Annotated in this window: 28 protein-coding genes; 13 read left to right on the top strand and 15 right to left on the bottom strand. The window is 35.1% G+C overall.

What is annotated here, in order from left to right; all coding sequences use genetic code 11:
- Positions 1-5: 5 nt before the first annotated feature.
- A complete protein-coding gene (locus R1T42_RS00165) occupies positions 6-3,026 on the bottom strand; it encodes a tetratricopeptide repeat protein (protein WP_317290832.1) in 3,021 nt (1,006 codons plus the stop codon).
- Positions 3,027-3,152: 126 nt separating this feature from the next.
- On the opposite strand from R1T42_RS00165, the gene R1T42_RS00160 reads away from it, so the two are divergent.
- From R1T42_RS00160 to R1T42_RS00150, 3 genes are all read left to right on the top strand, one after another.
- Positions 3,153-3,836 carry a cell division ATP-binding protein FtsE gene (locus tag R1T42_RS00160; protein ID WP_317290831.1) on the top strand — a complete coding sequence of 228 codons (684 nt, stop codon included), beginning with the start codon at positions 3,153-3,155 and terminating at the stop codon, positions 3,834-3,836.
- A gap of 5 nt (positions 3,837-3,841) precedes the next feature.
- Positions 3,842-4,732 carry a glycosyltransferase family 2 protein gene (locus R1T42_RS00155; protein WP_317290830.1) on the top strand — a complete coding sequence of 297 codons (891 nt, stop codon included), beginning with the start codon at positions 3,842-3,844 and terminating at the stop codon, positions 4,730-4,732.
- A gap of 343 nt (positions 4,733-5,075) precedes the next feature.
- Positions 5,076-6,017, top strand: a complete 942-nt coding sequence (locus tag R1T42_RS00150; RefSeq protein ID WP_317290829.1) for a glycosyltransferase family 2 protein — start codon at positions 5,076-5,078, stop codon at positions 6,015-6,017.
- Here R1T42_RS00150 and R1T42_RS00145 read toward each other — a convergent pair.
- The gene (locus R1T42_RS00145; RefSeq protein ID WP_317290828.1) at positions 6,003-6,398 is read right to left on the bottom strand and encodes a sugar 3,4-ketoisomerase; all 396 of its coding nucleotides are present in this window, start codon (positions 6,396-6,398) and stop codon (positions 6,003-6,005) included. The two genes, R1T42_RS00150 and R1T42_RS00145, sit on opposite strands and share 15 nt — an antisense overlap.
- Before the next feature lie 13 nt (positions 6,399-6,411).
- Complete coding sequence (locus R1T42_RS00140; protein WP_317290827.1) at positions 6,412-7,257, bottom strand: glycosyltransferase family 2 protein; 846 nt, start codon at positions 7,255-7,257, stop codon at positions 6,412-6,414.
- A gap of 30 nt (positions 7,258-7,287) precedes the next feature.
- Between R1T42_RS00140 and R1T42_RS00135 the strand changes: the two genes are divergently transcribed.
- Positions 7,288-8,427: a glycosyltransferase gene (locus R1T42_RS00135; protein ID WP_317290826.1), complete on the top strand. Its 1,140-nt coding sequence runs from the start codon at positions 7,288-7,290 to the stop codon at positions 8,425-8,427.
- A 24-nt stretch (positions 8,428-8,451) separates the two neighbouring features.
- Here R1T42_RS00135 and R1T42_RS00130 read toward each other — a convergent pair whose 3' ends face one another.
- The 4 genes from R1T42_RS00130 to recR all read right to left on the bottom strand — a co-directional run bounded on the left by R1T42_RS00130 (position 8,452) and on the right by recR (position 12,019).
- Positions 8,452-8,736 carry a hypothetical protein gene (locus R1T42_RS00130; RefSeq protein ID WP_317290825.1) on the bottom strand — a complete coding sequence of 95 codons (285 nt, stop codon included), beginning with the start codon at positions 8,734-8,736 and terminating at the stop codon, positions 8,452-8,454.
- A 131-nt stretch (positions 8,737-8,867) separates the two neighbouring features.
- The gene (locus tag R1T42_RS00125) at positions 8,868-10,187 is read right to left on the bottom strand and encodes a dihydrolipoamide acetyltransferase family protein (RefSeq protein WP_317290824.1); all 1,320 of its coding nucleotides are present in this window, start codon (positions 10,185-10,187) and stop codon (positions 8,868-8,870) included.
- Between the two features lie 102 nt (positions 10,188-10,289).
- Positions 10,290-11,399: a glycosyltransferase family 2 protein gene (locus R1T42_RS00120; protein ID WP_317290823.1), complete on the bottom strand. Its 1,110-nt coding sequence runs from the start codon at positions 11,397-11,399 to the stop codon at positions 10,290-10,292.
- A 2-nt stretch (positions 11,400-11,401) separates the two neighbouring features.
- A complete protein-coding gene (gene recR / locus R1T42_RS00115) occupies positions 11,402-12,019 on the bottom strand; it encodes a recombination mediator RecR (RefSeq protein WP_036581944.1) in 618 nt (205 codons plus the stop codon).
- 216 nt (positions 12,020-12,235) lie between these two features.
- Between recR and R1T42_RS00110 the strand changes: the two genes are divergently transcribed.
- On the top strand, positions 12,236-13,687 hold the full coding sequence (locus R1T42_RS00110; protein WP_317290822.1) for a sodium:solute symporter: 1,452 nt from the start codon (positions 12,236-12,238) through the stop codon (positions 13,685-13,687).
- Here R1T42_RS00110 and R1T42_RS00105 read toward each other — a convergent pair.
- Positions 13,684-14,046, bottom strand: coding sequence for a CoA-binding protein (locus R1T42_RS00105; protein WP_042248115.1), 363 nt, complete (start codon positions 14,044-14,046; stop codon positions 13,684-13,686). The genes R1T42_RS00110 and R1T42_RS00105 overlap by 4 nt on opposite strands.
- Positions 14,047-14,271: 225 nt before the next feature.
- Positions 14,272-15,279, bottom strand: coding sequence for a 3-oxoacyl-ACP synthase III family protein (locus R1T42_RS00100; protein WP_042248111.1), 1,008 nt, complete (start codon positions 15,277-15,279; stop codon positions 14,272-14,274).
- Positions 15,280-15,354: 75 nt separating this feature from the next.
- Here R1T42_RS00100 and R1T42_RS00095 point away from each other — a divergent pair, with 75 nt between their 5' ends.
- The 8 genes from R1T42_RS00095 (at position 15,355) to R1T42_RS00060 (ending at position 21,002) form a co-directional block, all read left to right on the top strand.
- Positions 15,355-15,960, top strand: coding sequence for an alpha-ketoglutarate-dependent dioxygenase AlkB family protein (locus R1T42_RS00095; protein WP_317290821.1), 606 nt, complete (start codon positions 15,355-15,357; stop codon positions 15,958-15,960).
- 37 nt (positions 15,961-15,997) lie between these two features.
- Positions 15,998-16,408, top strand: coding sequence for a hypothetical protein (locus R1T42_RS00090; RefSeq protein ID WP_317290820.1), 411 nt, complete (start codon positions 15,998-16,000; stop codon positions 16,406-16,408).
- Positions 16,409-16,461: 53 nt separating this feature from the next.
- Positions 16,462-16,758, top strand: a complete 297-nt coding sequence (locus R1T42_RS00085) for a TIGR03643 family protein (protein ID WP_152556291.1) — start codon at positions 16,462-16,464, stop codon at positions 16,756-16,758.
- Positions 16,759-16,920: 162 nt separating this feature from the next.
- Positions 16,921-17,175, top strand: a complete 255-nt coding sequence (locus R1T42_RS00080) for an autorepressor SdpR family transcription factor (RefSeq protein WP_042297054.1) — start codon at positions 16,921-16,923, stop codon at positions 17,173-17,175.
- Positions 17,176-17,180: 5 nt separating this feature from the next.
- Entirely contained in the window at positions 17,181-17,834 is a 654-nt protein-coding gene (locus R1T42_RS00075; protein WP_317290819.1) for an SdpI family protein, read from the top strand.
- Between the two features lie 2 nt (positions 17,835-17,836).
- Positions 17,837-18,787, top strand: a complete 951-nt coding sequence (locus R1T42_RS00070) for an alpha/beta hydrolase family protein (RefSeq protein ID WP_317290818.1) — start codon at positions 17,837-17,839, stop codon at positions 18,785-18,787.
- A gap of 90 nt (positions 18,788-18,877) precedes the next feature.
- Complete coding sequence (locus R1T42_RS00065) at positions 18,878-20,206, top strand: DUF819 family protein (RefSeq protein ID WP_317290817.1); 1,329 nt, start codon at positions 18,878-18,880, stop codon at positions 20,204-20,206.
- An 82-nt stretch (positions 20,207-20,288) separates the two neighbouring features.
- Positions 20,289-21,002 (top strand): DUF4369 domain-containing protein, encoded by a 714-nt coding sequence (locus R1T42_RS00060; protein WP_317290816.1) that lies wholly within the window; start codon positions 20,289-20,291, stop codon positions 21,000-21,002.
- Here R1T42_RS00060 and R1T42_RS00055 read toward each other — a convergent pair.
- The 6 genes from R1T42_RS00055 to R1T42_RS00030 form a co-directional block, all read right to left on the bottom strand.
- Positions 20,997-21,263: a hypothetical protein gene (locus R1T42_RS00055; RefSeq protein WP_036581966.1), complete on the bottom strand. Its 267-nt coding sequence runs from the start codon at positions 21,261-21,263 to the stop codon at positions 20,997-20,999. The genes R1T42_RS00060 and R1T42_RS00055 overlap by 6 nt on opposite strands.
- Before the next feature lie 39 nt (positions 21,264-21,302).
- Positions 21,303-22,274 carry a type I phosphomannose isomerase catalytic subunit gene (locus R1T42_RS00050; RefSeq protein WP_317290815.1) on the bottom strand — a complete coding sequence of 324 codons (972 nt, stop codon included), beginning with the start codon at positions 22,272-22,274 and terminating at the stop codon, positions 21,303-21,305.
- Positions 22,274-22,684 carry a 6-pyruvoyl trahydropterin synthase family protein gene (locus R1T42_RS00045; protein WP_317290814.1) on the bottom strand — a complete coding sequence of 137 codons (411 nt, stop codon included), beginning with the start codon at positions 22,682-22,684 and terminating at the stop codon, positions 22,274-22,276. The genes R1T42_RS00050 and R1T42_RS00045 overlap by 1 nt, the downstream gene beginning before the upstream one ends.
- Positions 22,681-23,199, bottom strand: a complete 519-nt coding sequence (gene idi, locus R1T42_RS00040; protein WP_036581974.1) for an isopentenyl-diphosphate Delta-isomerase — start codon at positions 23,197-23,199, stop codon at positions 22,681-22,683. Before idi ends, R1T42_RS00045 begins: the two co-directional genes overlap by 4 nt.
- Positions 23,200-23,317: 118 nt before the next feature.
- The gene (locus R1T42_RS00035) at positions 23,318-25,306 is read right to left on the bottom strand and encodes an OmpA family protein (RefSeq protein WP_317290813.1); all 1,989 of its coding nucleotides are present in this window, start codon (positions 25,304-25,306) and stop codon (positions 23,318-23,320) included.
- Positions 25,307-25,320: 14 nt separating this feature from the next.
- Positions 25,321-26,259 (bottom strand): PorP/SprF family type IX secretion system membrane protein, encoded by a 939-nt coding sequence (locus R1T42_RS00030; RefSeq protein ID WP_394805714.1) that lies wholly within the window; start codon positions 26,257-26,259, stop codon positions 25,321-25,323.
- Positions 26,260-26,263 lie beyond the last annotated feature (4 nt).

Below are 26,263 nucleotides of genomic sequence, written 5' to 3'. Positions count from 1 at the left end.
TCTTATTAATTTCCTGCAGGAACTACTGATGAATTTGTTTTGGCGGCGTTAGTTTTTATAGCGTCTAATTCTGCTTGAGCGCTAGCGACTACTTCTGGGTATTGAGCAAAATTACCAACGACATATTCTAGTATAGTAGTTGCATTTAATGTTTGTCCTTGTGCGTTATAACATTTACCCATAATTACTAAACCTTTTGAGGTCCATAATTTATAACCAGCATAGTTTTTAGTAAGACTTTGCACAGTAGCGATGGCAGCGTCATAATTACTTGCTTTATGTTCAAAATAAGCTTTAAAGTAAGTAGCCTCTGCCGCTAGTGTACCACTTGCATTCAATCTTACCGCTTCATAAGCTGATTTTGCAGCAGCTTCATTTCCTGTTTTCCAACTTGAGCGAGCAATAATCACGTTTGCATCTGATCTTACATTATCACTTATAGTAAGGTCTGACAACACCTTATTTGCATAACTCACAGACTGGTTATAATTTTCTTGCTCATAATATGCTTTCATCAGGTTAGATTGTGCATAAATTACATTTTGAGGAAAATCTGCTAGTTGTTCTAATTGAGTGAGCACTGGAATCGCTTTTGCATAAGCTTTATCGCCCAAGTAAATCTCACTTAAACGTGCCAAAGCTTGTTCTGTAAACTCACTGCGTTCTTTATTAATCACATATTCATAACTAGCGATAGACTCTTGTTTTTTATCTTGAGAAAACAATGCTTGTGCTAGATAAAAGTGTGCTTGTAATGCGTGTTTACCATTAGGATATTCTTCTAGATATTTTCTCATAGAACGTGTTGTACCAGACATATCATTTTGTAGATATGGCTGTTCTGCACTTTCATAAGCCGTATCATCCAACTCAGAATCGCTCACATCTACAAAGTCCAGTGTGCGCACCCATGCGGCATAGTCATTAGTACGGTTTTGATCCACATAAATCAATCGTGCACTACTTACCGCTTCATTTGCTTGTGGTGTACCTGGATATTTTGCTACAACATCTTTAAACACAACTAATGCATCATCTAGTTTTGAATCGTTATAAAGCTGTAACCCTTTACGCATCATCGCTTGCGAGGTGTAACTACTTTGTGGAAATTCATTAATTAATCGGTCATAGGTCTGTATACCTTTATCAACATTATTTGTGTTGATGTATGTATTTCCTAATTCATACAACACGTCATCGCGATAAGCAGATTTATTGAATTTATTTAAAAACCCGTTAAGATCTTCAATCTTACGATCATTCTTACCTACAAATCCATAGGAAATAGCTTTTTGAAATGCCGCATAATCTGCATTAAAACCATTCATTGAAATGGATTTATTATAAGCCTCCATTGCTGGCCAGTATTGCTTACTTACAAAGTTTGCATCACCTATACGCAGGTAAGCATCATTCAATCTAGCTGGCTCATTATCAATACCAGATTGCTTTGTATAAGACGTGAATGTATTGATAGCATTAGCATAATCTTTAAGTTTAAACTGTGTATACGCTAGATCATAATTTAATAATTCATCTTCTTCAATACTATTATTCATATTCTTCACAGCATTAAAAGCGGTAAGTGCTGCCGGAAAATCATTGAGTTCATAATAACTTTCTGCCTTCCAAAAAGTTGCTTTCTTTTTTAAATCTACAGACTGCGCATATTGAATGGTTTTATTAAGGTTTTCAATAGATTTTTTATAATCTCCTGATTTAAATTGACTCAAACCTTCATAAAGCGCCACTTTACCATATACATCTTCATTACCAGCAATACGTCCATCTTCCATAAGGCGCAAAGCCTCAGTATAGTTTTTTGAAGAGAAGTATGAATCGATTAAGAATTCATTCATCTCTGCATTTTTATCCGTGTCTGGATATTTTTCTAGATAAGCCAGTATTACAGCAGGCACACTATCATATGGATTGCCGTATTCATAACTGATCTTAACATAGTTGTAACTCGCATCTTGCTGGATCTGAGCGTCAAAATCCATCTCGCTCGCTTTCTTAAAAGCGTTCAATGCATCTTCACTTTTATTAAGTTTAATATAGCTTTGCGCTAGATGGTAGTATGCATTTTGTGCCGTTTTGTTCTCACCATCTACGATTTTATTAAAAGTCTCTACAGCCTTTTCAAAATCGCCTTGTTTATAATAAGCATATCCTAGCTGATAGTAATCGTTATTATTCAACCTGCCACGTACACCTTTATACTCCTCAAGATAAGGAAGTGCCTGATCATATTTACCTTGATTAAAAAGACTTTGCCCTATAATTCTATTTAATTCAGACTGTTCTTTTTTAGTTGATTTAGGCAATTGCTCAGTCGCTAGCGCTATTGCTTTATCAAAATTCCCCAACTTATAATTTAAGTCTGCCTGATAGTAAGAAAGCTTTTCATCCTCATCCGGTGATTCTCCAGCTTCATCAAATAAATCACTAGCTTCTTGATAATCGTCGCCTTCATAAGCGATGTATCCTAGATAATATTTAGCCTGTGAGCCATATTCTGGATCATCACTAACTCGATTGAGATAAGGTTTTGCCTCTTCATACTTTTTGCTTTGCACTAGAGTATATCCAGTATTGAAATTGTATCTGCTTTTTTGCTTTCGCGAAAGCGTGCTCTCATCAACCTTTTCATACCATTTTGCCGCCTGGTTGTATTTACCATTGTCAAAATAGAAATCTGCCACATCGATAAAAGCCGTATTGCGTTTTGTAGAAGTAGGGTACTCTTCAACGAAAGACTCCATAAGCGCGTCTGCATTGCGCTGGTTCAAACGCACGGCACAATTTGCGATGTAATATGCCGCATTACCTTGAATGGCATCATCTTCTACCTGATTTTTTACTTTTTCAAATAAACGTTGCGCTGCAATATATTGCTGCTCTTGATATAAATCAATCGCCTGATTATAAGTGCGCAGGTCATCTGTAAATATTTTGGACTGTTGTGCGTTAACCTCTATAAAAGAAGTAGCAGCCAGCAACAGAGTAAGCACGATTTTTTTCATAACGGGTTATGTTATTTATAGGAAAGTAAAGTTAAAATCTTACGATACTATAACGTCATAAAGTCTGTTTAATTATTCATAATCTTATTCACAGCATTGTGTAACTTTACAGCAAAACCTATACTTATGTCAGACCACGTTTTATCATTGAACCATGTAGACATCTACCAGCAAGAAAATCTGATACTTAAGGACGTTAACTTGAGTATTAAGAAAGGGGAATTTGTCTATCTTATAGGTAAAACAGGTAGTGGTAAAAGTTCTTTAATGAAGACACTTTATGGCGATATACCACTTAAAAAGGGCGAAGGAAACATAGTAGAACATAATCTATCGACCTTAAAAGAGCGTGACATACCGTATTTAAGACGTAAACTAGGTGTGGTTTTTCAAGATTTTAAACTCTTAACTGATCGTACAATTAAGGACAATCTCAAATTTGTTTTAAAGGCCACTGGCTGGAAGAAAAAGGCAGAGATGGAAGAGAAAATTGATCAAGTACTGGATAAAGTAGGCATGAAAACGACCGGATTTAAATATCCGCACGAGCTATCTGGTGGAGAACAACAACGTATTGCCATTGCAAGAGCGCTTTTAAATGACCCAGAACTTATCATTGCAGACGAGCCTACAGGAAACCTGGATCCACAAACTAGTGTCGAGATTATGGAAGTGTTACAACAAATCAATAAAAATGGAAATACCATTCTTATGGCGACACATGATTATGCATTGTTATTGAAATATCCGTCAAAAACTTTAAAATGCGATGGTGGCGAAGTATTTGAAGTAGTTCAAAAAACACTATAAGCGATATGATAAGTATATGCATTCCTGTTTATAATTATGATTGCAATCCATTACTGGAGCAATTAATTGAACAGACTGCTCAGTTGTTCTTGCCTTATGAAATCATTGTCTTTAATGATGCTTCAAAAAAAGAATTTGTACCACACGAGTCAACTCTAGTTTCAATAATAAATTCTACAGAGAATTTAGGTCGCAATAAAGCAAGAGAAGAATTAGCACTTGCAGCAAAATTTGACAACCTCATCTTTTTAGATGCCGATGTTTATTTACCAGATAATAAATTCTTAGAACGTTATGAAAGCTGTATTTCTAATAGTTACGATATCATCTATGGTGGAGTGGCGTATAGTAAAAACGTTCCGGAACAAGCTTATCTTTTAAGATGGACTTATGGCTCTAAACGAGAATCCAGACCAGTAGAAAAACGCAAAAAAGACGTTTATCAAAACCTAATTTCTATGGGTTTTATGATTAAAAAAGATGCCTTTTTAAAAATATCTACTGCTATTAGCGGCAATTATTATGGCCATGATATTGTGTTTTCTTACCGAATCAATTTTTTAAATTACCAAATCACTCATATAGAAAACCCTATAATTCACAAAGGCCTTGAACCTACATTAGTATATTTATACAAATCGATAGAAGCTATTAATACTACGTTTCACTCAGAACGAGTTGGGTTGATTCCCGATGATTTTAGACCTGTACAGCGCGCTTATCTTAAAATCAAAAAAACAGGTGCCATAAAGTTATTCATAAAAGTAATGGATAAAACAAAAGCAGTGTTAGATAAGAATCTACGATCTAGAAAACCGAAACTCATCTGTCTAGATTTGCTTAAATTGTATCATTATTCCCTATTAAAACAAGCAAACAAGCAAACACCACAGTAGCCACACAGTCCTTATTTGATGTTGAAACTATTTATATAATTACGTAGCGTCTTATTCATTTATTTAACAAATGCTTCTGACGCATTGTTTCTGATACATCATAAATGCGAAAACTATAATTTTTAAGGCTCATAAAATCCACTAACTTTAATCCTTTTAAAATAAATCAGTATTTCAACAGAGTTATTGCGCATTATGCAGATGGTGATTACAGCTCTCGAACAAAAGATCATTACTTTAGAAAAGACTTGTTTTCAATTTATTACCTTAACACAATAAATAGAAATAGTAAACTGAAAGTTCTTTTTAATATAACGAAAGGATTGTTTTCAAGAATAACTCGATGAGTAACCCTAACATACTTGTTATTATACCTGTATACAATAAACAGGCGACTATTGAACGTGCTATAAATTCAGTTTTAGCACAAACTGTTTCTTGTGATTTACTAGTTATAGATGACGGTTCTAAAGACTATAGCGCTTCAGTTGTTGAAAAAGTTGATAATCCTAGACTATCCTATATATCACAGCCTAATCATGGTGTGAGTTTTACTAGAAATAGAGGAATTAAAACTGCTCTTAAAAAAGGTTATGAATATGTAGCATTTCTAGACGCTGACGATTACTGGTTAGACAATCACATGGAGCAAATAGAACAGCTGATTGAAAAATTTCCAGAAGCTTCTGTATTTGCAAATAACTATCACCTTAAAATAGGTGAATCGCGATGGAACCGAACTAAATTCAGCAACCTTAAAGATCAAGAATCTCAAATAGTGAAACCTTTTTTTAAGGCAAACTACCTCAACTCTATTTTAAGCTCTTCTAGCTACTGCATGCGTTTAATAGGAAACGACCCTATTTATTATAACGAAGAACTGACGCATACTGAGGACACTGACTTTTTAATAAAAGTCGGGTTAACAAAAACTGTTGCTTTTAATAATAAAGCTACTGTAATTATTGACAAACAAGCAGATAACAGATCTGATGCTGTACACATTCTTAAAAGAACGGTAACCAACTTTGACTGTTATGAAGAAAAATATAAAGACATTGAAGGATTAAAAAAATATCTAGACATTAATAGGTTCTCAATAGCAGTAAATTATAGAATGTACGGCCTTATTGAAAGAGCTGTATATTATCAAAGAAAAATTGACTTAGACCATCTATCAAGTAAACAGCAACAGTTATTAAAAATGAGTCGTTTGCAACTTAAAGCGCTTCACAAGACCAAAAAAATTCTTGAAGTAATTGGGTTAGATTTAAGAACTGGCTAAGTCTTTAAATTCATTATAGTCTCTGATGTAGTCATCTTCACTAAACTCCATAGAAGCGACAACCATACATACAGAGCCACTAGAGAAATTCTCTAATTCGCGCCAAACCATGGTAGGTATTAACAGACCTTTATCTGGCTTATTAAGTGTGATGGTTTTTTGTTCTTTACCATCATCTAGGACCACATCAAAGCTACCACTTAACGCTATAATAAGCTGTCTCAACTCTTTATGCGCATGACCACCACGTTGTGAGGTGCTAGGAACATCGTATAAATAGTAGACGCGTTCCATTTTAAAAGGAATGGTATCACCTTCTATAACCGCAAGATTTCCTCTTGGGTCCGTAATTTTAGGAACATCTATAATTTTTGCGTGCATGTGGTAAATATAACTATAAGTCTGGATGACCAATACGATGACCTTCAAAACCAGTCAGGTAATCATTGATGCCGAGATTAAATACCATGTATTTATCATATAAATTGCGCCAGCCTTTTACATAACCTTTACGCCACAAGAAAAATACATATTTAAACTGCTTCATTTGTGCTGTCCATAGATTTTCTCTAGCCGCTAGTGCACCACGTGCATAAATCACTCGATTATTTGCTGGCTCATCACTGCTAGTATGAGCATCATGTTTAACAATGGTTTCCGGCACAAATTGAACTTTTAGATTCTTATCAATAGTATCAGTCAAGAATACATAATTCTCACTATCTCCAAACTGGGCACCTAATCCAAACCTCGTGTCAAATTGAATTGAACTGGCATGAATAGATTCTTTTTTAAAGGTTATTTCTGGAGAAAGCACTTCTCTTACACGCTTACGCGAAAGCGTTTCTTCAACAACACCATAATTTCTAAAAAGCAAACCTTTCTCAATCGCTGTCTGAAAAGTAATTATCTCTTGTTCACAATGGTTATGAGCTGCAATAACTTTGTCAACAGCATTATCCATAATAATACAATCATCATCTAATATCCAACAAATAGCAGTAGAAGCTTTTTCAATAGCAAGGTTGCGACTGCGAGAAAGACCAAAATTTTGATCATTAAAAACCTCAATATTGTCGTATTCTGAGGTAAGGTTTGTCGTTTTAGACTGATTAACAATAATAAGACGATACTTAATCTCACTTACCCTACATTGAAACATAGCCTCAAGAAAAGATAGATCGCTCCTATTCATCGTTGCGATAAGGATTTGTAAATCTTGATTAGTGTATGAATTCAACAGTGTATCTTTACGTCAAAGATAACTTTTATGCGCATTTTGCTCATAGGCGAGTACAGTGGTTTTCACAATTCTCTTAAATATGGACTTCAACAATTAGGTCACGAGGTAACCCTTGTGGGCGATGGTGATGGTTTTAAAAAATTTCCCGTAGACATAGAGGTAGGCAGCGATTACTTTAGAAGAGACTGGTTAAGAGAAAAAGTTAAAGTAGCCTGGTGGAAACTCACCGGTCATAATCTAGAGGACAATATCCGTTTAGCACGCTTCCGCGAAAGCGAGCATCTTATGAAAGGTTATGATATCGTTCAATTTATCAATTCAAACGCGTTGGGTTGTGAACCACCGATCGAGTGGCAAATGATTGATTACCTTCTCAAAAATAATAACAAAGCTTTTTTAGTAGCTTGTGGAGATGACTATCCATATGCACAGTTTCTAACCGAAAAACATCAAGGCTACAGTATACTGACCCCATATCTAGAAGACACTTCTCTAAAAAACCAATATCTCCATACTTTTAAATACCTTAAAAAAGGATATCGAGAGAATTATAATAGATTATTAAGCAAGTGCAAAGCCATCATACCATCTCATACTGATTTTCAAATGGCATTAAGTGACGAGTCTAAATGTGCTGATATGATTCCCAGTGCAATAATTATGGAGCAACTTGAATTGCATCAAAATCATATCGCGCAACCTATAGAAATTTTTATGGGAATTAATAGAGGTAACTATTTTAAAAAAGGGATTCCTTATTTTGAAAAAGCTCTTGATATTTTAAAATCTAAATATGGCCAAAAAGTAAACATCACTATTGCCGAAAATTTGCCTTATGATGAATATATCAAATCCTATCGAAAAAGTCACATCTTACTAGATCAAGCCCTTAGTTATGATCAAGGTTATAATGCGCTAGAAGCTATGGCACAAGGTAAAGTTGTTTTTGCAGGAGCTGGGACGCCATTTTTAAAGGCTTATGAACTTGAAAAGGCTCCACTTATAGATGCAAAACCAGATGTTGATTATCTAGTGCAAGAACTATCTAACCTCATCGATCATCCTGATGAAATTTTTAAATTAGGTAGAGAAGCTAGAGAATTTATAGAGAGACATCATAACGCCATTGACATTGCTAGAAAGTATCAGGCTTTATATATTGCTTAAAAAAGAAATCCAAAAATAAGTGGATTATCTATTCTTCCACTGGATATCGATACCATTGAAATCTGTCGCAGCTTGTTCTTTTGCCTGTTTAGGAATCATAAATTCGAATTCTAAGACCACTTCTAGACCATCATCTAGATAGAACAACATAGTTTCTTCGCCTTCATAATCACAGATAACAACAGCGTGAATTTCATGAATATTGAAATATTCGTCCTTCACTTCTTGTGGCTCTACAAACTCAAAATAATGCAGTACCCTAGCACCTTTAAAGTAATCGATTTGCTGTAAGTAGATATCTTTTTCCATGTGACAAAGGTAAGGTGTTTTTAAGTAATTGTTTATGAATCATGAGTTATGAAACCTAAGTAAATTGAAAAACCGCTTCAGAATACTGAAGCGGTTTTTCTATAAAAATATGATAAAGTAATTATTTAATTCTAGATTTCACGTTTATCATCAAATCCTTCTAATAATTGCGCTACTCGTTGAACAAACTGTCCACCTAGCGCTCCATTGACTACTCTGTGATCATAACTGTGTGACAAGAACATCTTCATACGTATTCCTATAAAATCACCTTGTGGTGTTTCTACAACCGCAGGAACTTTTCTGATTGCTCCTAGCGCAAGAATACCAACTTGCGGTTGATTGATAATAGGAGTTCCTAAAACAGATCCAAAAGTACCAACATTAGTAACTGTATAAGTTCCACCTTGAGTATCGTCTGGCTTTAACTTACCATCTCTAGACCTTCTAGCCAGGTCATTTACAGCCTTTGCCATTCCCATAAGATTTAATTGATCAGCATTTTTAATAACTGGTACAATTAAATTACCATCTGGTAGAGCAGCTGCCATACCTAGATTAATATTCTTGCGCTTGATAATGTTATCACCATCTACCGCAATGTTCATCATCGGGAATTCTTTAAGAGCCTTAGCAACGGCTTCCATAAAAATAGGCGTGAACGTCAGGTTTTCTCCTTCTCTTTTTGCAAAGGCGTCTTTATGTTTCTTTCTCCAGTTCCAGATATTAGTAACATCACATTCAATAAAACTTTGAACATGAGCACTAGTTTGAACTGATGCAATCATGTGATGAGAAATAAGTTTTCCCATACGCGTCATTTCAATTATCTCATCACCACCGTTTACACTAACCGGCGCCGCTGGTTTTTGAACTGCCGCATTGGCTGGTGCAGTTGTTTTAGCTTGTGGTGCAGCAGCGGTAGTTGTTTTACTAGCTTTCTTATCTGCTACGTAACTAAGTATATCATTTTTAGTAACACGACCATTACTACCCGTACCTTTTATAGACTCTAGTTCTTGCAGAGAAATATTTTCTTCTTTGGCAATGTTTTTTACTAATGGAGAGTAAAAACTATCTGAATCAGTATAATCTACTGGTGCAGCAGTTTCCATACCTTTTTCTACCTGTGCACTCGCTGTCTCAACAGTTGTCGCTGCTGGTGCAGTAGTTTCTGTTGCAGCTGGTGCTGGTGCAGATGCGTTATCGCCATCTGTCTCAATAATAGCTATCGTCTGGCCTACTTGAACTACATCATCTACTTGAAAGAGTACCTCTACAAGCGTTCCATCCACTTCACTAGGGACTTCACTATCTACCTTATCTGTTGCGATTTCAAGAATGGCCTCATCAGCCTCTATCGTGTCACCTACATTTTTAAGCCATGAAGTAATTGTAGCCTCAGCCACAGACTCACCCATTTTAGGTAATTTAAGTTCAAATTTTGCCATATCGTATAGTAACTATATCGTTTTCTTAGAAGTTGCAAAAGTAAGAATTCTAAAGAAAGAAAAGCACAATTTATCTCGCGTTAGGACTATTTTAAGTTTCAGCTATTCAAGTATCAGCTCTTTAACCTCTCCGCGAGAAGAACTACTGTCACTTCCTATAATCAAATTACGTTTAACGTTCAAGAAGCGATAAGTATACTGTGAAGATGTATTGTCTGCCATAAAACTGATCATTTCATCAAAGGAAAGTGTGGCCGTATCCCAGATAAATTGTGTTTGAGAATTCCACTTAAGATCAGACAACTGCTTATAAGTAGCTACCTTATCACAAAGACCTATTTGAAGCTTATTATCATTGGTAATCAAAACTCTATATGAGTTACTTGTACTTACAACGCTTTCATTTTCAATAGATTTTGTAGCAATAATACCTTTTAAAGCCAAATCTACTAATGCTTTTTCAATTTTAGACTTCTTAAAATGTTTATTGTAAAACAGCCCCATCGCGCCATAAAAACGCTCTAAGTATTTTCTATCCTTTACCGTGCTTTCGCCTTTAAAATGTATGACTTTAAGCTTGCCCAAATAATAATTTTGATAGCCATGTTGTAACGCAGTGTAACTTAGATCAATGTCCTCACCATACATAAAATACATTGGGTCAAAACCACCTAATTCTTCATAAACCAACTTTTTACAAACCATCATTGCTCCTACTAAGACTTCAACCTCTCCATTATCATCTTTTTGTAAATGGCTAGCATAATATTTAGAATCATTACCTAAAATCTTTTGTCTAGCTATTTGTGGAGTTGGGACGTTGCGCTTGCTTTCTGGCAGGTAGGTTCCGGTACCATCTATAAGCTGTGTAGTAGTGAATGCTATTTGTGGATTCGCTTTCGCGAAAGCGAGAACCTCATCAAACACTGTTTCTCCAACAACCGTATCGGGATTAAGAATGCACAGGTAATCACCTTGCGCGTGTTGCACTCCTATATTGTTCCCTTTTGAAAACCCTAGATTTTCATGATTTGTAATCAACTTAACTTGTGGAAAAATGTTTTGCAACATCTCAATACTGTGATCTGTAGAGTCGTTATCAACCACAATTACCTCTGCATCAATATTGTTGACCGCTTTTAGAACACTATATAAACACTGCTCTAGAAAAGCTGCAGCATTATAATTAAGTATGATAATGGATAAATCCAAATTTAGTTTTTTAGCGAGTTTTCATAAGGAACACGATGTAAGATACTGCGCCCTAGAGTAACCTCATCTGCAAATTCTAGTTCATCTCCTACAGCGATTCCTCTGGCTATGGTAGATGTGTTCACCTCTAAACCATTGAGCTGTTTAAATATATAAAAATTAGTCGTGTCACCTTCTATAGTTGGACTAAGCGCAAAAATAAGTTCCTGAACTCCATCATTCTGAATGCGTTGTATCAAAGACTTAATATTTAAATCTTGTGGACCTATACCGTCCATCGGGCTTATTTTTCCACCAAGAACATGGTATAAACCTCTATACTGGCTGGTATTTTCTATCGCCATTACATCGCGTATATCTTCTACCACACAAACGATGGTTTTATCTCTATTATGACTGGCACATATCTCACAGATATCGACATCACTTACATTATGACAGTTTTTACAAAATTTTAAATCATGACGCATATTAGTAAGCGCTTGTGATAAAACGTCTGTCTGATTTGCGGGCTGTCGCATTAAATGTAATACTAATCGCAAGGCCGTGCGCTTACCTATACCTGGTAATTGCGAGACTTGATTAACAGCTTCTTCTAATATTTTTGAGGAAAAATTCATGTGCTACAAATATAAGAGATGTGTTATTAGCGATAAGTCTTGTGTGGTAAGGAATTGATCAATTTTAATTTACCCATGAAACGCATCCTATTTAGATATTAAAAAAGTAGTTATTAAATACACCTATAAATAAAACCAGTAATATCACTAAATCACTAAAGCGTTTGTCTCTAAAATTAAAAATTCTATCAGTATTTTAGCATTAAAATTCAACCTGTGTCTTCTACTCAAATTCTTATAACCATTGCGGTATACTTTGCCGTGCTTATTTTGATTTCTTTCATTGTAGGTCGTAAAGGCGATAGCGCTACATTTTTTAGAGGTAATCGCAGCTCGCCGTGGTATGTAGTAGCTTTTGGGATGATAGGCGCTTCATTAAGTGGTGTGACTTTTATATCTGTGCCTGGCGCGGTAGAACTGGGCGCAATGAATTATTTTCAAGTGGTGCTGGGCTACATATTAGGTTATGTAGTTATAGGACTAGTACTGTTACCACTGTACTATCGGATGAACCTAACTTCTATTTATAGTTATTTGAACGACCGTTATGGAAGTGCAGCACAATACACAGGTTCTAGTTTCTTTTTATTATCTAGAGTCGTAGGTGCGAGTTTCCGCCTTTACTTAATTGCTGGAGTTTTACAGGATTTTGTTTTTGAAAGTATGGGAATTCAGTTCTGGCAAACGGTTACATTAACGGTTATACTTATATGGCTATATACGTTCAAATCTGGAATCAAAACGATTGTCTGGACTGATACATTGCAAACTCTCTTTATGCTTATTGCTGTAGGAGTTGCCATCTATTTTGTGTCGGACGGACTAGGTTTAAATGGAATAGGAGAAATCACCTCTTTTATAGGTGATAGTGAGATGTCACAAATATTCTTTTGGGATGACTGGAAAAGCGGTCAACATTTTGTCAAACAATTTATGGCTGGTGCCTTTATCGCTATAGTTATGACAGGACTGGACCAGGACATGATGCAAAAGAACTTAACCTGCCGTAGTTTAAAAGAGGCACAAAAGAACATGTTTTGGTTTACCATCGTATTGACCTTTGTCAATCTGATCTTTTTAGGATTAGGAGTTCTATTGACAGAGTATGCTTTATCAACTGGAATAGATGCTCACAAAGACGCCTTATTCCCTACGATCGCATTACAGACCAAAATGGGAATAGGTCTAGGCCTCGTATTTATATTAGGTTTAATTGCTGCAGCTTATTCTAGCGCAGACAGTGCACTTACATCACTTACCACTTCATTTTCTGTCGACATCTTAAAAATAGAAGAACGCTATGAAGTAAAAAAGCAAAACCTACTGCGCAAATTGATACATGTAAGTTTTTCAGTAATTCTTATTCTAGTTATTGTGAGTTTTGAATACCTGATAAAAGATGATAGCGTTATTAATAAGCTGTTCACATTTGCAGGTTATACTTATGGTCCATTGCTGGGGTTATTCTCATTCGGAATCTTGACGAGACTCAAAGTACATCATATCGCAACACCTTTTATTGCGGTAGCATCACCATTTATAGCCTATATATTAAGTTGGCTAGCTATTGAAATGTTCGGGTTTGAATTTGGCTTTTTTATCTTGCTACTTAATGGAGCATTGACGTTTATTGGACTACTAACTGCATCCTTATTTACAAAAAACTAATATTGTCCTGTACCTAAAAGCACTAATGTACAAGCTACCTCAGATTTAATACCAGCTTGATTCAGTTTTTCATAAAATTCTGGGTTTTCAGTTCCAGGATTAAAAATTACACGTTGTGGCTTTAAGCTTATAATATAATCATAGTACTGTGGTTGACGTTGCGCATTAAGATATAACGTCACCGTATCAACACCTATAAATGGTAATAATTCTTTGTGAATCTTAACATCATCTACCATACCAGTGCGCATACCTATAGCAACAGTCTCTATATTGAACTTGCGTAACCGATAGATGGCAATATTAGAATAACGCTCTTCTTTAAGTGACGCTCCAAGTACTAATGTTTTTTTAGACATATTTTAAGATAATTGCTGTAACAATAATACAAATGTATCGTCTTTTAGATGAAGAGGTTGATTACCCTTTGATTTATTTGATTAAGATTGAATTTTATGAAAAAGAAAAGTTCAAGATAACAATCGTATGATTCATAATTAATGGTTAGTGTTATTATACGATTTAGAAAACCCGAGCTTGCAGGCTCGGGTTTTTGATTTTATAAATAAGCGGTCGTAATTATTTTACCATTTGATCACAGCACTAGCCCACGTAAATCCACTACCAAAGGCTGCTAATACAACCGTATCACCTTCCTTAACCTTACCTTCTTCCCATGCCTCACATAAAGCGATAGGAATGGAAGCCGCAGTGGTATTACCATATCTCTGGATGTTATTGTAAACCTGATCGTCTGATAACTGAAATTTCTTTTGAATAAATTGAGAAATACGCAAGTTCGCTTGGTGTGGAACTAGCATATCGATATCACTTACCTCAAGATTGTTTGCCTTTAAACCTTCCATAATCACCTCGCTAAAACGTACAACTGCATTTTTAAACACAAACTGACCGTTCATATATGGATAGTAAGGAATATCCTCTTGCGGATTTTCTTCAATTAATTGAGGTACCCAATGGTTAGTAGATGGACCTTTGAGCGATAACTCTAGCGCATGCTTTCCTTCACTATGTAAGTGTGTAGAAAGAACTCCATGACCATCCACTTCACTTCTTGAAAGAACTGCAGCTCCTGCACCATCACCAAAAATCACTGACACAGATCTACCACGAGTCGTAAAATCTAATCCACCGCTATGATTCTCTGATCCTATCACGAGTACATTTTTATACATACCGGTTTTAATAAATTGATCTGCAACTGACAGAGCATATACAAAACCACTACACTGGTTGCGCACATCTATCGCCGGACAGGTATGAATACCCATCAATTCTTGAACTTGTACACCACAACCAGGGAAATAATAATCTGGCGATAAGGTGGCAAACACGATCATATCGATGTCATCTTTCGAGATCTTAGCACGTTCTAATGCCATTTCTGCAGCTTTAACACCCATGACAGCAGTAGAATTTCCGTCACCTTTTTTAATATGACGTCTTTCCTTAATACCAGTGCGTTCCTGAATCCACGCGTCGTTAGTATCCATTAATTTGGAAAGGTCATCGTTAGTAACTATATTTTCTGGGACATATTTTCCCATTCCGGTAATGCGAGAAGTATACATATTTATCTTTGTAAGGGTCGCAAGATAAGACCTACTCTTCATAAGGCACTAGAAGTTTTCCTTAATTTAATATGCATGCATAACAATTTGTTCCCATCAGATTTTCCAGAAATACCAGATGCTCAAGTGCATTATGATGGTAATTTTTACGCTTTCGCGGAAGCGCAACAACTACTATCCAAACTACTTAACGAAACACCATGGAGACAAAATAAGATTACGGTTTATGGTAAAGAACACTACGAACCTAGGCTAACGCAACTCTATGGCGATCCAGGAATAAAATATGGATACAGCAATATCTCTTATGATGCTTTACCATGGACTACCACATTACAAAAAATCAAAGAAGATGTTGAAAAAGCTACAGGCGCAACTTTTAATATATGTCTAATCAACAGGTACAGAGATGGACAAGACTCCAACGGCTGGCACGCAGATAATGAAAAAGAACTAGGAATCAATCCGGTAATTGCTTCTATAAGTCTAGGTCAAGAAAGGTTTTTTCATTTAAAACATCGTAATAATAAAGACTGGAAATTTAAATTCCCACTACAACATGGTAGCTTATTAGTTATGGCAAGTCAAACACAACATACCTATAAACATCAAATTGCCAAAACGAAAAGACTTATTGATGAACGCATCAACCTTACTTTTAGAAAGATCGTTGAGTTGTAAAATCATTTATACTTATCTTTAAATCAAATTTTATTTTATGAAAATCACATATGTTACGATAAATTTGATTCTTATTTTATTTTCTAGTAGTCTACTTTTTTCATCTGAAAAAGTAAAAAACGATGAGAAGGAATTTCTAATATCAATAGAAATGCTAGAAAACAACGAACTCCAATTAGTTTGTACTGAAGGTTGTGCTTGGGAGACGTTAAGCTTTACCCTATCCAATAATGAAAACGACCGAATGGTAAATGCATATGGTCTTAACGTTATAGAAAATCAAGATACTAATCCTAATAAAGGCCTAGCTCTATTTCTATTTTCTGTTCAAAAAAGCGGTAATGGATTGCAGCTCAAAGGAATTAAAGGAACTCGATGGACTGATTTAAATTTCTCTCTTAGAAAAGACAAACCTGCAAGCGTTGATAATGCTGGTGTGACCCTTTAAAATAAAGTTTTCTCAAAACGTAAAGCTTAGGGATTATTTACGACTTCACTCATATGGCAAGAGCAAAAGATATTTTAAGAGACCTAGATGAACGAGCAATAGACCGTATTATAGAAATGGGCTGGGAAGATCGTACGCCTTTTGATGCTATCGAGGCACAGTTTGGCGTTACAGAAAGTCAAGTAATTAAAATCATGCGTAACCAGATGAAGGAAAGTAGTTTCCGTATGTGGCGAGCACGAGTTCAAGGTCGATCTACAAAACATGTTGCACAACGTGATCCAGAAATGGACCGTTTCCGCTGCTCTAGACAACGTCATATATCAAATAATAAAGTATCAAAACGATAATTATAATTCTTTTATAAGGAGCTAAAGGAGCAAACTTAGTTTGCTCCTTTTTTTATGGCTATTATTTTCAATTAGATTGTTTTCTTAAAAATCATCAAATAATTTGTAACAAATTAGTTTTATTACATACTTATTTAGAAATTTGTCTAAATACCTAATTAAGTGAATAGCCTTTTTAAAGCCTTAAATGATCATACCAGAAGAGCGATTCTTGAGCTTCTCAAAGAAAACGACCTCAACGCTGGAGAAATAGCAAATCATTTTGATATTTCTAAACCCAGCATATCGCATCATCTCGATTTATTAAAGCAAGCTGGTTTAGTAACGGCTATAAAAAATGGGCAGTACATCACCTACTCTATTAACACTACAGTTATGGATGAGTTAGTTCAATGGATTATGAAACTTAAAGACTAAAAAAAATGAGAAATTCATCTTTACAAGAAACGGTTATTATCATCCTTACACTGATTCCCTTTATCTATCTAGGACTGGTTTATAGCGATTTACCAGACACCTTACCTATGCATTGGAATGCACAAGGTGAAGTGGACCGTATGGGTAACAAAAGAGAACTATGGTTAATTCCTATCTTACTTACTGGATTGATGTACGTTATACTTAAATGTGTGCCTAAACTAGATCCAAAAGGTCAAATTAAAAAAATGGGTAACAAATTTGGACATTTAAGAGTTGCTATAACTATATTTCAGACAGCACTTGCGGTAGGTATTATATATATGTCTACCACTTATAAGGATGGTGATACCAGTTCCCCTACGTGGATTTTTATGCTCATCGGACTATTATTTATAGTTTTAGGGAATTACATGCCAGCTATGAAACCTAACTATTTTGTAGGCATAAGAACACCATGGACACTTGAAAATGAGAATGTATGGCGCAAGACACATCGTGTAGGTGCTATTTTATTTATTACATCTGGCATTATAATACTGATCACATCATTGCTATTTGATATGCAAATCGCTTTCTATGCAACCATTGGCACAGCATTTGCCATAGTAGCATGGACCTTTATTTATAGTTACACACTTTATAAAAAACTACAGTAATCATGAAAAAAATAATCATTTTATTCGCACTACTTCCTCTAATGGGTTTTTCACAAAACCTATTTGATAAAGGCAATAAAGAAGTAGAAAAAGATCCTACAGAATTAAACATTACAGAAAATGTTCAAGGAACACTATGGTTACCTGATGGAGAGTCTAATCCACCACTAGTGATTATGTTAACTGGTAGTGGTCCTAATGATAGAGATGGTAATAGTGTAATGACTAAAAACGATAGTCATAAACAACTTGCACTAGCCTTGAAAAAAGAAGGTATTGCTACCTATCGATATGACAAGCGAGTAGTAACACAAATGAAAAAGAAAAAAGTAGATCCTAATACCAGTTTTGACGATTTTGTAACTGATGCGCGTGATATCGTATCTTATTTTGAGAAAAACAAACGCTTTTCAAAAATTTACATCGCCGGACATAGTCAAGGTTCATTAGTAGGCATGCTAGCCATTAATAAAAATATTGACGGATTTATATCACTAGCTGGTGCTGGAGAAGTTATTGATAACGTCATTGTCTCTCAAATAGCAGCACAAAGTCCCGGACTGGACACCATCGCGAGAACTACTTTTGATAAAATGCGTGCTCAAGAAGAAATTGTAGAAGATGTAAATCCTTATTTGATGCAATTACAAGGTCCGCAAATGCAACCTTTTATGGAGTCCTGGATGGCGTATGATCCAGCAATAGAAATCGCAAAATTAAAAACACCTGTTTTGATTATTAATGGAGATCGCGATTTTCAAGTATCTATAGAACAGGCAAAAATACTACATACTGCTGCGCCTTCTAGTCAATTAGAAATCATAGAAGGATTGAACCATGTACTTAAAAAAGTAGGTAACGATGATATAGAAGCTGCCAAAAGTTATACCGATGTAAATTTCCCTATTCATCCTGTTTTAATAGAAAAAATGGTCGCCTTTATAAAGGAATAATTTCTTAATAATTACGCTTCCGCGAAAGCGTGATTTCAACCACACAATATATATAAAGTCGTATTTTGCAATCATTCAAAATACGACTTTATGATTTTTCAAGAGATAGTAGAAAAGGCCATCGACACAACTCCTTTCATCACTAAGGACACCATCGTTTTTGGTTTATTGATGATATGTCTCGCATTGGTATTTTATTCTTCTTCTTTAAAAAAAGGCTTTTGGGCTGGATTTTATAAAATTGTTCCGGCTTTACTAATGTGCTATTTATTACCATCTATCTTAAGCTCGCTGGGAATTATTGCTCCAGAATGGACTACTATAGCTGAGGATGGTACGGTTACCGAGAATAGCTCATCTTTATATTACATGGCGTCTCGTTACTTATTACCAGCAGCACTAGTGTTGATGACCTTATCTATAGACTTAAAGGCCGTATTTAATCTAGGACCTAAGGCACTTATTATGTTTCTTACAGGAACGATAGGAATTGTTATCGGTGGACCTATCGCTATTTTAATTATAGGCTCATTTTCTCCGGAGACAGTCGGTGGCGAAGGTTTTGACGCAGTATGGCGCGGACTTTCTACTCTTGCTGGTAGTTGGATAGGTGGTGGCGCAAATCAAACAGCTATGCTTGAAGTATATGAATTTAATCAAGCCAAATATGGTGGTATGGTACTGGTTGATATAGTGGTGGCTAACTTATGGATGGGTATTCTTCTTTTTGGGATAGGTAAAGCTGCAAAAATTGATCAATGGTTTGGTGCGGACAGTCGTGCGATAGAAGATCTTAAAAAACGAGTATCCGATTATACAGCAAGTGTAAAACGAGAAGCTACTTTTACCGATACAATGGTAATGTTAGGAATCGGTTTTGGAGCTGTCGCCATAGCTCATTTTGGAGCAAATTATCTATCTGATTTAACAAGTAACATCGATGGAATTTCTGATAATATTTATTTAAGCTTTTTAACCAGTCAATTTTTCTGGATGATATCTATTGCTACATTAATAGGTATCATATTATCCTTTACACCAGCAAAGAGTTATGAAGGCACTGGTGCTAGTAGTATAGGAAGTATTTTTATTTATGTACTAGTAGCAACGATAGGAATGAAAATGGACTTGACACAAATTGTAGAAAACCCGTTATTAATTTTAGTAGGCATAGTATGGATGGCTATCCATGCTGGATTATTAATCCTTATGGCTAAGCTGATTAAAGCTCCCTATTTTTTCCTTGCGGTAGGATCACAGGCAAATGTAGGTGGTGCAGCCAGTGCTCCTATCGTCGCGGCCGAATTTCATCCTTCACTGACTAGTGTCGGTGTATTACTAGCAGTATTTGGTTATGTTGTAGGTACTATAGGTGCTCTTACCTGTACGATTCTAATGCAAATTGTAGCGACATCTTAAAGATTTTTAGAATAACAATTTCAAATGACTATATGGTATAAGTCAAACTTATACATCATATTTGCAGCCCAATAAAAAGCTCATGAAAAACACATATATAGCCATAATTACTTTATTAATTTTAACTTCTTGCGGTAATGATAAGAACGGTAATCTGATTGTTAATGGAACCGTAGATGGACTTAAGATAGGTAAGTTATACCTACAACAATTGCAGGATACTACTTTAGTAAACGTAGATTCTGTTATTGTAGATGGAGAAGCGCCTTTTCAAATGAGCGCGACTATAGATGAACCACAATTAATGTACTTATATCTAGATAAAAAAGACGGTACCATTTATGATGACAGACTAACATTTTTTGCAGAGGATACGATCATTACAATCAATACAACACTCGATAAATTTGAAACTAACGCAGTCGTTTCTGGTTCAAAAAACCAAAAATTATATAATGAGTTTAATGAGGTGAACAAGCAGCTATCAGAACGTTATACAGATTTATTTAAGCGCAGTATGAATTTGAGTCAAGCAGAGGTAAGAGATCAGGACTCTATCAATGCATTGTCCAGTGATATCAATAAGCATCTGAAAAGAAAAGTAGGTTATGCCTTAAATTTTGCAATGCTTAATAAAGATTATGAAATAGCACCGTTTATACTATTAAAAGAAGGCTATGAAGCAAATCCAGTATATCTAGATAGTGCTTATAACATGATGCCAAAAAAAATTCAGAGCAGTCGTTATGGAAAACAACTGTCTGAATTTATTAAAGAAAGAAAAGAGGAATTATAACTTATTGATACGCTCAATAAGTTCTCCACCTTTAGTTTCAAGATCTGTGCGCACACTTTTTAAGTGAGCTTTACGGTTTTCAACACTTTTGTCGTTCACTTTTGCGATTAATTCATCAAAGACAACGATACTGTCGTCTACAATTGCTTCAGTTGCTGCTACATCTGCATCTGGGTTAGCATCTTGTTGAATTAATGCTGCGTCTATAATATCTCCTATTACAAAGTTGATATCTTGTTTAAGGTCTCTAATACTTGCCATGGTAAATTATTTTATGCAAAAATACACCAAAATTAAACGCTATAGATGAACGCTCAACAATTTTGCCTCATTACTCGATTTCACTAATATATAAGGAACTGCAGCTGGTATTAAAATAGTTTGTGCAGGCTCTAATTTATGGTTTACACCATTACAAAAAACATCGCAAGACTCACCTACATTCATTAATACCATAAAGCTTTGGTGAGTATTTACCGCAATACGTTTGCATCCTTTGAAGAAAAGATAATCTGTAGTAAAATATTGATTGGTGGCTAGATTCTGTTTTCCCGATTGTGAGGGATTATAATCAATCACATGGTTATGAGATTCTTGATAATCACTTACTTCAATAGAATCTTCAATGTGTAATTCCCTTGCATTTCCTAAGTGATCTCTTCTATCAAAATCATAAACTCTATAGGTAATATCGCTAGACTGTTGAATTTCGGCCAGTGTAATACCTGCACCTATAGCATGTATCAAACCAGGTTTAATAAAAAAAGAATCGCCTTCCTTCACCTTGATTTGATTAAATAGATTCATTACGGTATTTTCAGAAATCGCTTTCGCGAAAGCGTCTTTATTACTCTCTTCCTTAAATCCTAGAATCAATCGTGAATCTGACTGTGCATCCATGATATACCACATTTCAGTTTTACCAAAACTGTTGTGTTTCTTCATAGCTACAGAATCATCTGGATGTACTTGAATCGATAAGTCCTGTGCTGCGTTGATATATTTGATAAGTAGTGGAAACTGTTTGCCGTGTAGTTCAATAACTTTTTTACCCAGCAATTCTAGTGGAAATTTTTCAATCAACTCATTAAGATCAAGACCGCTGTAGGCACCAGTATTAATGACACTAACATCATTTTCAACAACTGAAATTTCCCAACTCTCACCTAATTGAGATATGGGTGGCTCTATATTTTTAATTGTATTGAGTTCTTCTCCACCCCAAATTTTTTCTTTAAAAATAGGCTTGAAACTTAACGGGTATAATTTCATTATTCTCCTTTATAGACTACAAAGTTGCGTTCTGTTTCATAGAGTTTTATTTCTATATCGTACTTTGAGTCGAGTTTTGCTTTTATTTTATTATAAATCACATAAGCTATATTTTCTACCGTGGGATTTAATGTTTTGAAATCTGGGACTTCAATATTTAAATTCTTATGATCAAATGCATCTTCAACCTCAGATTTAATGACATCTTTTAAAATTTTTAAATCTATAAGATATCCTGTTTCTGGATCAACTTCTCCAGTAACACCTACTTCAAGATCATAATTATGACCATGAAAATTAGGATTATTACACTTACCAAATATAGCCGCATTTTTTTGATCATTCCAGTCAGGTCTATGTAGTCTGTGCGCTGCATTAAAGTGCGCTTTACGATATGCCGTTATTCTCATGAGATATGATTATAATATTTATCAAAAATGATCTTAAACCATGCTGTATAAAGATCTGGTTGCGCTATCATGTCTTCTTTAATATCGTTTGCCGTCATCCATTTATAACTTGCTACTTCATCCGGATTAATATTAGGATTTTCATTTGAGTATCCTACCATAACATGATCTAGCTCGTGTTCAGTAAGGCCATTGTCAAATGGAGCTATATAGATAAAGTGAAAAAGTTCTTTAAGATTTGCTGTCATACCCATTTCTTCTACAAGTCTTCTCTTGCCAGCCTCAATATTACTTTCTCCATCACGTTGGTGGCTGCAACAAGTATTAGTCCATAAGCCAGGTGAGTGATATTTACTTAGCGCTCTTTGTTGAAGTAATATTTCATCCTTGTCATTAATAATGAAAACTGAAAACGCTCTATGTAAAAGTGCTTTTTCATGGGCCTCAATTTTTTCCATAAGGCCTACTTTTTCATCCTCAGGATTTACTAATATAACGTACTCTTTATTATCCATTATTTTAATTATAGTTTCAAATTTACGAAATGACGTTATATCTTTTCCTAGTCATCATGTTAACAAAAAAAGCCTACAATAACGTAGGCTTTTTTTGTTTAGTAATATTTAAAGAATACTAGTCGCAATCACTGTATTGCCCTAGACCTGTCACAATAAATTCTGAACGTCTATTTAATTGGTGTTCTTCTGGTGTACAGTCTACTCCATTAGAACAGTTATTAACTAACTGTCGCTCACCATAACCTTTTGCAGTAAGTCTAGAAGCGTTGACTCCTTTTTCTATCAACCATTTTCTTGTGCTTTGTGCTCTTTTTTCTGACAAGATATCATTATAAGCATCAGGAGCTCTACTATCTGTATGTGATCTTATTTCCACAGATGTTTGTGGATATAATTCCATAAACGCTAGTATTTTAGACAGCTCTAATGCTGCGTCTGGTCTGATATTGAACCTATCAAAGTCGAAGTAAATATCTTTAATATTTAATAATGGTGCGATATCATCACAATCCACAATCTGAATTTTTTCATTCACCATAGCCAGTGGCACATCTAAGAAATCACTTTGTGTAGGAGTTGTAAAAAGATCCTCATCTGACGAATAGTCCTCTTTTTCAGTTCTCACAAAGTATTGTTTACCACACTCTAATTTGAAAACGTACTTACCATTTGCTTTAGTAACTAATTGATCTACTTTATTATTGTTTGCATCCATTACCATTACAGTCGCCTTATCCATAGGCAAGCCTGTTTTCTCATCTGTAACGGTACCAGTTAATATGATTTCACAGGCATCTTTAAGATCTTCTAATTGAACAAATCTATAGATATCATCGTCTCCTTGACCACCTGGCCTGTTAGAAGAAAAATACCCCATATTTGTGTCATCATTTATGATAAATGCAAAGTCATCATCTTCTGTGTTAGCAGGTTTACCAATGTTGATAGGTAAACTTAAAGTTCCATCAGGATTTATAGAGCTCGCAAATATGTCTAGACCACCTAGTCCTTGGTGACCAGTAGATGCGAAGTATAAAATACCTTTTTTAGATACAAATGGGAACGATTCTCTACCTTCCGTATTAATTTCTGAAAGGTTTCTAATATCTCCAAAACTACCATCCTCATTAATAGGAGCAACCCAAAGATCGGATTTAGTGAATTCATCATTTGCCTCATAACCCATACTTCCAGGCATATCACTTGTGAAATAAAGAAATTTACCGTCTGGTGATAATGCAGGGTGTGCTACTGAATATTCATCATTATTAAAAGGTAACTCAACTGGATCCGACCATGACTTACCTTCCTTGGTAGACTTATAAATCTTCAATTTATTGATACCATCAATATCTTGTCTATAAACTCCAGCATTATAATTGTTTCTAGTAAAATATATCGTCTTACCATCACTTGTAAATGTTGGTGTGCTCTCATGGTATCGAGTATTAATAACCTTAGAGAATCTTTCTTCATTAGACAGTTTACCCGCTTTGTCAGCATCTGCTACATACAATTGTAAAAAAGCTTGATCATTCCAACTGTGCGTTCTCTTTACAAAAGAGTTAGTATCTCTAGCTGTAGCAAAAACTATTTGATCTGCACCACCATAAAATGACGGACCAAAATCTGCCGCTGTAGAGTTGATTGCTGCTGTATTTTCAATTTCAAAACGACCTGATTGAAAATCTATAATCTGTAAATAGTCTGGCTGATCGCTATAAGACTTAGATCGAGAATCAAACCCTTTAAATGAATTGAACTTAGCCATTAATTCATCTGCTTCAGCATATCGTTTTACTGCTTTTAGAGATTGGGCATATCTAAAATAATATTCTGGATCAAGTGATTCAGAGTCTAAATCAAATAACTCTTTATACCATTTATAAGACTCAGTTAACTCATCGTTGAAGTAATAAGTATCTCCTAATTTCGAAAGTATTTCAACATTTTTATAACCTTTTTCAACAACTTTTAAATAAATCTGCTGCGCATCAATAAAAGCAAACTTTTCAAATTCTTTATTTGCCTTTTTTACATCTTTTACTTGTCCGTAACTTATAAAAGAAACAAGGCAAATAAGAGTAATTAGTATTTTTTTCATCATTATGGTTGTGTTTAAAAGAATCTAGGCGTTATTATTCTATCGTAACTATTAAAAAGTTCAAACCTTACAAACAGCTCATAACTTCCATCATTGTATAAAGCATTTCCTAGCTCTGTAGTTTCTCGATCATATGCAAATCCTATCATCATTTGATCACTTAACTGAAACCCTACTAATCCACTGATAGCTGCACTCCAACGATAAGCGGCTCCTAATGTTAACTTCTCATTGAATAAAAAGTTTGCTGTTAAATCTACCTGTAGTGGAGACCCATTTACCATCTTAACTAGTGTTGTTGGTTTAAACTTAATATCATCATTCAAATCAAAAACATATCCAGCTGTTGCAAAATAATGTATGCGCTCTTCTGCAATGAATGTAGTCGCGCTAGTATCATTACTGTCATCAAAGTGATTAGTCTGTAAAACATTAGGCGTACTCAATCCTACATAAAAACGATCTGTATGATAATACAATCCTAGACCTACTGTAGGGGATAACTTATTATCAATATTTTCCTGTAATCTAGGGTCTGATGTATTGAAGATATTCAGCTTTGTAAAATCCACATTTAATAAATGAACTCCTCCTTTTAAACCAAAACTTAAACGGGCCTCATCACCTACTGGTAAGGTATAACTGAAGTCTGCAGCTATATAAGTCTCATCACTAGGTCCTATCTCATCGTTCACAACACTTAAACCTAGCCCTACTCGACTATTCTCAATAGGTGTATGCAAAGACAAGCTTTGAGTACGAGGTGCTCCATCTAATCCTACCCATTGACTTCTATGTAGCCCTACAATACTCATCACACCGCGATTTCCTGCATATGCCGGATTAATCGTTATTGGATTATACATATACTGCGTGTATTGTGGATCCTGTTGTGCAGTAACCGCTTTCGCGAAAGCGAACAATAATATAATAGTTAATAATTTATTCATCATTTCT

This window comes from Nonlabens ulvanivorans (assembly GCF_032922765.1).
Taxonomy (GTDB): Bacteria; Bacteroidota; Bacteroidia; order Flavobacteriales; family Flavobacteriaceae; genus Nonlabens; species Nonlabens ulvanivorans.
The sequence above is the reverse complement of the archived record's forward strand: the minus strand, read 5'-3'. Positions and strand labels throughout refer to the sequence as shown.

What these genes read in the sequence shown, in the direction of transcription:
- recR (WP_036581944.1), bottom strand. Translation starts at nt 12,019, where the DNA reads ATGAATTTTTCCTCAAAAATATTAGAAGAAGCTGTTAATCAAGTCTCG.
- R1T42_RS00095 (WP_317290821.1), top strand. Translation starts at nt 15,355, where the DNA reads ATGCATAACAATTTGTTCCCATCAGATTTTCCAGAAATACCAGATGCT.
- R1T42_RS00165 (WP_317290832.1), bottom strand. Translation starts at nt 3,026, where the DNA reads ATGAAAAAAATCGTGCTTACTCTGTTGCTGGCTGCTACTTCTTTTATA.
- R1T42_RS00060 (WP_317290816.1), top strand. Translation starts at nt 20,289, where the DNA reads ATGAAAAACACATATATAGCCATAATTACTTTATTAATTTTAACTTCT.
- R1T42_RS00085 (WP_152556291.1), top strand. Translation starts at nt 16,462, where the DNA reads ATGGCAAGAGCAAAAGATATTTTAAGAGACCTAGATGAACGAGCAATA.
- R1T42_RS00090 (WP_317290820.1), top strand. Translation starts at nt 15,998, where the DNA reads ATGAAAATCACATATGTTACGATAAATTTGATTCTTATTTTATTTTCT.
- R1T42_RS00160 (WP_317290831.1), top strand. Translation starts at nt 3,153, where the DNA reads ATGTCAGACCACGTTTTATCATTGAACCATGTAGACATCTACCAGCAA.
- R1T42_RS00050 (WP_317290815.1), bottom strand. Translation starts at nt 22,274, where the DNA reads ATGAAATTATACCCGTTAAGTTTCAAGCCTATTTTTAAAGAAAAAATT.
- R1T42_RS00125 (WP_317290824.1), bottom strand. Translation starts at nt 10,187, where the DNA reads ATGGCAAAATTTGAACTTAAATTACCTAAAATGGGTGAGTCTGTGGCT.
- R1T42_RS00130 (WP_317290825.1), bottom strand. Translation starts at nt 8,736, where the DNA reads ATGGAAAAAGATATCTACTTACAGCAAATCGATTACTTTAAAGGTGCT.
- R1T42_RS00150 (WP_317290829.1), top strand. Translation starts at nt 5,076, where the DNA reads ATGAGTAACCCTAACATACTTGTTATTATACCTGTATACAATAAACAG.
- R1T42_RS00045 (WP_317290814.1), bottom strand. Translation starts at nt 22,684, where the DNA reads ATGAGAATAACGGCATATCGTAAAGCGCACTTTAATGCAGCGCACAGA.
- R1T42_RS00070 (WP_317290818.1), top strand. Translation starts at nt 17,837, where the DNA reads ATGAAAAAAATAATCATTTTATTCGCACTACTTCCTCTAATGGGTTTT.
- R1T42_RS00075 (WP_317290819.1), top strand. Translation starts at nt 17,181, where the DNA reads ATGAGAAATTCATCTTTACAAGAAACGGTTATTATCATCCTTACACTG.
- R1T42_RS00055 (WP_036581966.1), bottom strand. Translation starts at nt 21,263, where the DNA reads ATGGCAAGTATTAGAGACCTTAAACAAGATATCAACTTTGTAATAGGA.
- idi (WP_036581974.1), bottom strand. Translation starts at nt 23,199, where the DNA reads ATGGATAATAAAGAGTACGTTATATTAGTAAATCCTGAGGATGAAAAA.
- R1T42_RS00100 (WP_042248111.1), bottom strand. Translation starts at nt 15,279, where the DNA reads ATGTATACTTCTCGCATTACCGGAATGGGAAAATATGTCCCAGAAAAT.
- R1T42_RS00105 (WP_042248115.1), bottom strand. Translation starts at nt 14,046, where the DNA reads ATGTCTAAAAAAACATTAGTACTTGGAGCGTCACTTAAAGAAGAGCGT.
- R1T42_RS00035 (WP_317290813.1), bottom strand. Translation starts at nt 25,306, where the DNA reads ATGAAAAAAATACTAATTACTCTTATTTGCCTTGTTTCTTTTATAAGT.
- R1T42_RS00155 (WP_317290830.1), top strand. Translation starts at nt 3,842, where the DNA reads ATGATAAGTATATGCATTCCTGTTTATAATTATGATTGCAATCCATTA.
- R1T42_RS00030 (WP_394805714.1), bottom strand. Translation starts at nt 26,259, where the DNA reads ATGATGAATAAATTATTAACTATTATATTATTGTTCGCTTTCGCGAAA.
- R1T42_RS00145 (WP_317290828.1), bottom strand. Translation starts at nt 6,398, where the DNA reads ATGCACGCAAAAATTATAGATGTTCCTAAAATTACGGACCCAAGAGGA.
- R1T42_RS00065 (WP_317290817.1), top strand. Translation starts at nt 18,878, where the DNA reads ATGATTTTTCAAGAGATAGTAGAAAAGGCCATCGACACAACTCCTTTC.
- R1T42_RS00135 (WP_317290826.1), top strand. Translation starts at nt 7,288, where the DNA reads ATGCGCATTTTGCTCATAGGCGAGTACAGTGGTTTTCACAATTCTCTT.